The sequence below is a fragment of the Pontibacter sp. HJ8 genome (genome assembly GCF_054824225.1).
In genome coordinates, this window is sequence record NZ_JSYF01000030.1 from 1 (window position 1) to 8,277 (window position 8,277).

Below are 8,277 nucleotides of genomic sequence, written 5' to 3' on the forward strand. Positions count from 1 at the left end.
TGCCTAAAAAACTTTTCCGCACAGGTGATGCTTATGTCTCCTTAGGTAGCAGAACCTCCTTCCCTTTATCATCTCTAGAGATAAAAGAAGGCTTTCCACTAGCTATACCTGCCAGCAGATTTCTACGGCCTGTAGATGGAAGCAAAAACTTTCTAAATAAAGTTCGCTTGAGTCGAATCCTGAGTGAAATGACAGAAGCTGCAAAACTTAAAGAGTGCTATCATCTCTGGTGGCATCCACACAACTTCGGCAGCTACCCTGATCGCAGTATAAACGACCTTCTGGTGATCATAAATCATTATAAATACCTGCAAGAGGAGTATGGGATGCAGAGCATGAGTATGCTGGAAATTTATGAGTATTTGAACGCTTAATACCAATTTGTTATTTCGAACACAGTGAGAAATCTGGGTTATTGCATGGCTATGCAACATTTTAGATTTCCCATTACATTTGAAATGGCAAATTGAGAATAATTACCTTTGTACCTGAAAACAACCTTTACCTCAATGCCAGTTCTGATCCGCATCACTACCGTACCGCTTTCCCTGCAAAAGCTAATCTCTGGGCAACTGCCTTATATGCGGTCCAAAGGGTTTGAGCCGGTCATGGTGTCGGCTCCCGGGCCGGAGGCAAAGGCGGTGGTAGAGGAGCAGAAGTCCCCGCTAATCGAAATCGGGATGACCCGTAAAATAACACCGGTACAGGACCTGAAAGCGCTGTGGCAATTCTATAAACTTTGCAAAAAACATAAGCCCGCCATTGTGCACTCGCATACGCCTAAAGCGGGAATCATCGGGATGCTGGGCGCTAAGTTAGCCGGTGTACCCGTTCGCCTGCACACGGTTGCCGGGTTGCCGCTGATGGAAACAGAAGGTAAAACACGACAGGTGCTCGAAGTAGTAGAGAAGCTGACCTATGCCTGTGCTACCAAGGTATACCCAAACTCTACCGTTCTGAAAGCCTTTATCCTGCAAAGCAATTTCTGTGGACCGGATAAAGTGAAGGTGATCGGCAATGGCAGTAGCAATGGCATTAATACGGCTTTCTTTAGCCGCGAGCAGTTGGATGAAGCAAAACTGCAGGAGCTCAGGACGCGGCTGGGAATAGATCCGGGGGATTTTGTGTTTGTGTTCATCGGCCGCCTGGTAAAGGACAAAGGGATACAGGAACTGGTACAGGCATTTGTGAAGTTACAGCATTCCCATCCGCAGGCCAAGCTCCTGTTGGTAGGCCCCTTTGAGCAGGACCTGGACCCCATCACTGAGGAGGTCCTGCAGGAGATCGAGCAAAACCCTGCTATCTTTTCGGTAGGTTTTCAGCACGATGTGCGGCCATACCTGGCTATTAGCCAGGCACTGGCTTTTCCTTCTTACCGGGAGGGCTTCCCAAATGTGCCTATGCAAGCCGGCTGTCTGGGCCTGCCAAGTATTGTGACAAACATTAATGGCTGCAACGAGATCATCCGGCACGGGGAGAATGGCCTGATTGTGCCGCCCAAGTCCTTGGAGGAGCTATATGCCGCTATGCTTACTTTTATCACCGACAAGGAGAGCTTTGCCCGTATGCAGTCACAGGCGCGGCAGCTGATTGTCGACCGCTACGAACAGACCCATTTCTGGGAACTCCTGTTACAGGAGTATCAAGACCATCTGAAATAACATGAAGGTATATAGCCGTTTTTTTAAACCCCTGATCGATTTTGTCCTGAGCCTGACGGCATTTATCCTGTTGCTTCCCGTTTTCCTGGTAGTGACACTTCTGCTGGCTATTGCCAATAACGGCAAGCCCTTTTTCCTACAGCCTCGCCCAGGCAAGAATAACCGTATCTTCCGTGTGATCAAGTTCAAGACCATGAACGACAGGAAAAACGAGCGGGGAGAGTTGCTGTCGGATGCAGAGCGCCTGACAACAGTAGGAGCATTTGTGCGCAAAACATCGCTGGACGAAATTCCGCAGCTCCTGAATGTGATCAAAGGAGAGATGTCGCTGATCGGCCCGCGCCCCCTGCTGGTAGAATACCTGCCCCTCTACAACGAAAGCCAGCGTCGCCGCCACGAAGTGCGCCCCGGCATCACCGGCTGGGCCCAGGTGAACGGCCGTAACGCTATCAGTTGGGAAGAGAAATTCAAGTACGATGTGTGGTATGTAGATAACATTTCTTTCCTGCTGGATCTGAAGATCATTTTTAAAACAATCGTGAAAGTATTTAAGTCAGAAGGGATCAGTGCGGAGGGTTCTGTAACGATTGAAAGGTTTCGGGGAAGTAAACAGGAGATTTAGGGGTATAACCAACTTATGGACTACATAAGCTAATTGTCATTTCGAATGCAATGAGAAATCTGAGTTATTTTAGGTTTCTTCGCAATATTTCAGATTTCTCATTGCATTCGAAATGACAAACTGAGAATTCTTACCTTTGCACCTGCACCATCACAAGAAAACTATAAATCCTATGTACCTCTACGGCGCGAGCGGACATGCCAAAGTGATCATCGATATCCTGCAGGCCTCGGCTATACCTGTGACCGGGGTGTTTGACGATAATCCTGCCATCAAGGAGGTAAGCGGTATACCTGCTCTGGGACCTTATGCCGGGCAGGCGTTGGAGGAACCGCTCGTCATCAGCATTGGCGACAATGGCATTCGCCAACGTATAGCTGAAAAGTTACACGTGAGCTTTAGCAAAGCGGTTCACCCCAGCGCGATCATTTCACCCTCAGCCACCATCGCGGAAGGAACAGTTGTGATGCAGGGGGCGATCATTCAGGCAAACGCCAATATCGGGCGGCACGCCATCGTTAACACAGGAGCCAGCATTGACCACGATTGCCGGATCGGAGACTTTGCACATATTTCTCCCGGGGCCATTTTGAGTGGAAACGTGCAGGTCGGAGAGGGGACGCATATTGGGGCAGGAGCCGTAGTGATACCAAATCTAAGAATTGGCAAATGGTGCAGAATAGGTGCCGGAGCCGTAGTGATAAGAGATATACGGGACGGAGTGACCGCAGTGGGCAATCCGGCCAGAATCATAAAAGAACAGCAATAGGAGATATGAAAACTAAGATATGGCTCTCTTCCCCGCACATGGGAACAAACGAGTTCAGCAACATCAAAGAAGCTTTCGACACGAACTGGATCGCGCCACTTGGCCCGCATGTGGATGGTTTTGAAAAGGATCTGGCTAGCTTCCTGGGAGAAGGCATGCATGTTGCTGCTCTAAGCTCAGGTACAGCAGCCCTGCACCTGGCCCTTATTATGCTGGACGTGCAGGCCGGAGACGAGGTGATCTGCCAGAGCATGACCTTTTCAGCTTCTGCTAACCCGATTGCCTACCAGGGAGCTATACCTGTGTTTGTGGACAGCGAGGAGCGCACCTGGAACATGTCACCGGATCTGCTCGAAATAGCTATTCAGGACCGGTTGAGCAAAGGCAAAAAGCCAAAAGCCATCATTGTAGTGCACCTGTACGGTATGCCGGCTGAGATGGACCGCATCATGGAAGTTGCCAATCGCTATGAGATACCTGTGGTGGAGGATGCGGCGGAAGCATTGGGCTCGTCCTATAAGGGACGTATGCTGGGCACTTTTGGTGCAATGAGCATTTTGTCTTTCAACGGTAACAAGATCATTACTACCTCAGGAGGCGGTGCACTTGTTTCGAATAACGAAGCTTATATCAAACAGGCACGCTTCCTGGCAACACAGGCCCGTGATGCAGCTCCACATTACCAGCATTCGCACATCGGGTATAACTACCGCATGAGCAACATTTGTGCTGCTATTGGACGGGGTCAGATGGATGTACTGCCGGACCGGGTGCAGCAGAGACGTGCTAACTATACCTTCTACAAAGAAGCTTTTGCTGAGCTTCCAGTTATCCAGTTCCCGGATGAGCCAACTACCGATTATTACTCGAACAGGTGGCTAAGCACAGTGCTCATTGATGATGCGAAAGGGGTAAGACGTGAAGATATTCGACTGGCGCTGGAAACAGAGAACATCGAATCCCGCCCGCTCTGGAAACCCATGCACCTGCAGCCGGTTTTTGAGGGTTCTCCTTTCTATGGAGACGGAACCAGCGAAAGACTATTCGAAAGAGGACTTTGCCTTCCTTCCGGCTCCAATATGACGCATGAAGAGCGCGAGCGGGTAGCGACGAAGATCAAAGCCTGCTTTAAGGAAGTCGTTGTGTAGTGTTTACCGGACCTTGCAACCTGCGCCGCTCCTGCAAATGATTTCTCTTTAGCTATACCTGATTACCCCTGCCCCTCCCTGGGGTAGGGGCCCTTTATGTAAAAAGTCGGGACTATCTGGAAGAATTAACTCAGATTCCGCTCAGCTTTGCTGACTTTCTTCAACTCCCGCTTCCGGAATGTTTGACATGACACTTATGCTGTTATGTTTGTTTAAGCACTATAGGGTAGCGTCTTGATCTTCTTGGTCACCGATGACCTTGCCCCACCACAGAAAGTTTCACCTCCTATATCATTGGGTCTTTTATCGACTAGCCTGAATTTTTGCAGGCAATTGCATTATTTTTCTATTAATAAATATAAAATGCTGAATGTAAGCAATTTTATGCTTAATTTTGCAGCTGGAATTGTCTTGAACTAAAATATATAATTCTGACTTAACGTTATAGAGCGAGGTAGAATTCTGCTGTGTAGCACAACAGCATTGAAGGTGTTTTCGTGAGGAGGTAGTTAGTGCTGCTGTATGTAAGTTATATTTATTTTAAACTTAACGTATACCTGCTCTTTTCCGTAATTAGTGCCTAGGCATTTCTGAACCATACCATTGGAGCTGCTTTGTACTTAGACCCGTATTAGAATTTATGAAGACATTTTTACAGAATAAGGCATTACCAAAATGGATCATTCTGATCATAGATCAGATAATAACGACCTGGTCATTTGCCTTATCCTTCTTTATCATTCGCCAGTTTGATTTCGAGCATATATTGCGGGGGCACTTCTTCGTCTATGTAGGCGTTTATTTCTTTGTTTCGGTAAGCGTTTTCTATTTTATGCGGATCCATACCGGGCTCATCCGCTACTCCAGTACAGATGACATTTACAGGATATTTACAGCCGTTCTTATCTCCAGTCTTACTTATGCCGCTATCGTCGGCTTTTGGGTAGAGCCACAGTTTAGCATTGATTCCGTCAATATTTATGTGGTGCTGCTGATCAACTTCTTTATCTGCTCCTCTGTTTTGATCATGATGCGGATCGGGGCCAAAGCTCTGTTCTACTTTATCAAACGGGGTACGACCGGAAATAAGGAAACCGTATTGATTTATGGTGCCGACAGTTTTGCTATTCTGGTAAAGCAGGCGCTGGAAGTCAGTAGTATCGGTCAGTTTAACATTGCAGGCTTTGTAGATGATAATCCGAACAAGGTAAACAAGAACATCCAGCAGAAGCGCGTATACCATATCAATGATATAGAGAAACTGCAGTATAAACTGAAAATCGATAAGCTGGTTATTCTCAGTGAAGAGCTGAAATCCGAATCCCGCAAGAATGCGATTGAAAAGTGTGTGGAACTGGGTATAAAGGTAGTGACGGTACCGCCTACTGACCAGTGGATGTCAGGTTACCTGCGCATGAGCCAGATTCAGGACCTGCGCATTGAGGACCTGCTGCAGCGTGCACCGATCGTTATCGAAAATGACAAGATTTCAGCTGACCTGTCGGGCAAGCGTATCCTGATCACAGGTGGTGCCGGGTCCATCGGCTCAGAGATTGTGCGGCAGGTGCTTTCTTATAACCCGGAATCCGTAATTATTTGTGACCAGGCAGAATCCCCCTTGCATGAGCTGCAGCTGGAGATGGAAGAGCAGTATCCGGATGCTAACATGAAATTGTGCATCGGCGATATCCAGAATTTTAACAGGATGTATGCGCTCTTCAAAGAACACAATCCACAGGTAGTGTACCATGCAGCTGCCTACAAGCATGTGCCCATGATGGAAAGCAATCCTTCAGAGGCTATCCTGACAAACGTGATGGGTACAAAAAACCTGGCAGATTTGTCGTTGACTTTCGATGTGGAGAAGTTTGTGATGATCTCAACAGACAAAGCGGTTAACCCTACCAATGTGATGGGAGCGTCCAAGCGCATTGCCGAGATCTATATTCAGTCGCTCAACAACATCAGCAACGAAAGCCAACTGAGAGAAAGATCACAGGGAGAATCACTGAAACAGACCCGATTCATTACGACACGCTTTGGTAACGTGCTTGGATCTAACGGTTCTGTTATACCTCGTTTTAGAGCACAGATCGAGAAGGGCGGCCCTATTACGGTAACCCACCCGGATATTACCCGCTATTTCATGACCATACCGGAAGCGGTACAGCTGGTGCTGGAAGCAGGCACGATGGGAACCGGAGGAGAGATCTTTATCTTCGACATGGGGCAGCCGGTAAAAATCGTTGATCTGGCCAAGAAAATGATCAAGCTGGCCGGTCTGACACAGAATGATATTGGTATCGTATTTTCAGGCCTGAGACCAGGAGAAAAGCTGTATGAAGAACTACTGAACCAGGAGGAACTCACGATTCCGACGCACCACGACAAGATCAAGATATCGAAGGTGAGGCAGTATACCTATAATAAGGTGGTTGCCAACATCAACGAGCTCCTAACCCTTAACAAAGATGGCGACGAAACCGACGTGGTTAAGAAAATGAAGCACATCGTACCCGAGTTCAAAAGCAAGAACTCCCGGTTCGAAGAACTGGATTCGATGGTGCAGTAACTGTAGTTAACGTATAAACATAAAAAAGGCCCCGATTTGATATCAGGGCCTTTTTTATGTTTAGGAAGAAATCACAATGCCGGCAACACCTTGGCCCTGACTTCTCCAAAGCCGATGCGGATACCGTTACTCTCGGCGTGGCCGCGCATGATCACCGTATCGAAGTCGTTGATGAACTTGCGTTCTGTGCCATCGGATAACTGAATGGGTTGCGTACCACGCCAGGTTAGCTCCAGCATGGAGCCATAAGAGTTCTTGTCAGGTCCGCTGATGGTGCCCGAAGCGTACATGTCCCCAATTTGAATGTTACAACCATTGCTGCTTTGGTGCGCCAGTTGCTGGTTCATGTTCCAGTACATGTACTTGAAGTTGGACTGACAAATACTGTTCTCCGCTCCGTCTTCCGGCTTTAAAAGCACCTCCAGATGGATGTCGTAATTGCGCTCGCCGCTAAACTCCAGGTAAGGGAGCGGCCTTGGATCCTGCACCGGACCCTTTACGCGGAACGGCTCCAGGGCATCCAACGTAACTACCCAGGGGGAAATGGAAGAAGCAAAGCTTTTTGCCAGGAACGGGCCCAGCGGCACATACTCCCAGGTTTGCATATCGCGCGCTGACCAATCGTTGAACAACACCAGCCCGAATATATAGTCATCTGCTTCATTTGGCGCGATCATGTCGCCCAATTTCGTTTCACGACCTGTGATGAAAGCCACTTCCAGTTCAAAGTCCAGCAGGCGGGACGGGCCAAAAGTAGGTGCATCGGCATCGGGCGCTTTTGTCTGGCCGTTCGGGCGGCGGATGTCAGTGCCGGAAACAATGATAGAAGATGCACGGCCATGATAGCCAATCGGAATATGCTTCCAGTTGGGCAGCAGCGCATTTTTTGGATCCCGGAACATAGAGCCTACGTTGGTCGCATGTTCGATGCTGGAATAAAAGTCGGTATAGTTGCCTACCTTGACAGGCATCCGCATTCTGACTTCGGACCGTTTTACAAGGCACTCCTGCATCAGCCTGCTGTTGCCGCTGATCTCATCGTTGTCGTTGCGGAGCAGCTCGGAAACCCGGTTGCGCACAGCACGCCATTTTGATTTTCCTAAGGAGATAAAGTCGTTGAGGTATGGACGGTGAAATACGGTGGGATCAATGTCAAGCAGCTCAAACAGGTTATGCTGTGCCACGGCATACAGGTCCAGTACGTAATCGCCTATCGCCACTCCGACACGTGGATCTTTGTAGGCCGATTCAAAAATACCAAAGGGCAGGTTCTGTATCGGGAAGTCGCTGTTGGGGGCTATCTCTATCCAGGAATGGAGGGCAGGATCGTTGGCTTTTAACATAGTTTCAGGAAAACAAGGTTATTTACAAATATAGGAATTTAGCTACTGAAGGGAAAGAAAGGGAGCTGAATAACCAGCTCCTTCTGGTGCGGGCATGAAATTGCTTCCAATGTGGTTATGTGCTGGTTAGCCTATAGGTATAGGTATAGGTATAGGTATAGG

General features: G+C 48.3%; 7 protein-coding genes. 6 read left to right on the forward strand and 1 reads right to left on the reverse strand.

Features of this window, described 5'->3' with window-relative positions; translation table 11 throughout:
* The 6 genes from OB13_RS01535 to OB13_RS01560 form a co-directional block, all read left to right on the forward strand.
* Nucleotides 1–374 (forward strand): polysaccharide deacetylase family protein (locus OB13_RS01535; protein WP_461488382.1); only part of this gene is annotated, 374 nt, incomplete at its 5' end.
* A gap of 135 nt (nucleotides 375–509) precedes the next feature.
* Nucleotides 510–1,661 (forward strand): glycosyltransferase family 4 protein, encoded by a 1,152-nt coding sequence (locus OB13_RS01540; protein ID WP_461488383.1) that lies wholly within the window; start codon nucleotides 510–512, stop codon nucleotides 1,659–1,661.
* A 1-nt stretch (nucleotide 1,662) separates the two neighbouring features.
* Nucleotides 1,663–2,283: a sugar transferase gene (locus tag OB13_RS01545; protein ID WP_461488384.1), complete on the forward strand. Its 621-nt coding sequence runs from the start codon at nucleotides 1,663–1,665 to the stop codon at nucleotides 2,281–2,283.
* Between the two features lie 172 nt (nucleotides 2,284–2,455).
* Nucleotides 2,456–3,052: an acetyltransferase gene (locus tag OB13_RS01550; RefSeq protein ID WP_461488385.1), complete on the forward strand. Its 597-nt coding sequence runs from the start codon at nucleotides 2,456–2,458 to the stop codon at nucleotides 3,050–3,052.
* A 5-nt stretch (nucleotides 3,053–3,057) separates the two neighbouring features.
* Nucleotides 3,058–4,200, forward strand: coding sequence for a DegT/DnrJ/EryC1/StrS family aminotransferase (locus tag OB13_RS01555; RefSeq protein ID WP_461488386.1), 1,143 nt, complete (start codon nucleotides 3,058–3,060; stop codon nucleotides 4,198–4,200).
* A 640-nt stretch (nucleotides 4,201–4,840) separates the two neighbouring features.
* Nucleotides 4,841–6,772: a polysaccharide biosynthesis protein gene (locus OB13_RS01560; RefSeq protein ID WP_461488387.1), complete on the forward strand. Its 1,932-nt coding sequence runs from the start codon at nucleotides 4,841–4,843 to the stop codon at nucleotides 6,770–6,772.
* A gap of 71 nt (nucleotides 6,773–6,843) precedes the next feature.
* Here OB13_RS01560 and fahA read toward each other — a convergent pair whose 3' ends face one another.
* On the reverse strand, nucleotides 6,844–8,115 hold the full coding sequence (gene fahA, locus OB13_RS01565; protein WP_461488388.1) for a fumarylacetoacetase: 1,272 nt from the start codon (nucleotides 8,113–8,115) through the stop codon (nucleotides 6,844–6,846).
* Nucleotides 8,116–8,277 lie beyond the last annotated feature (162 nt).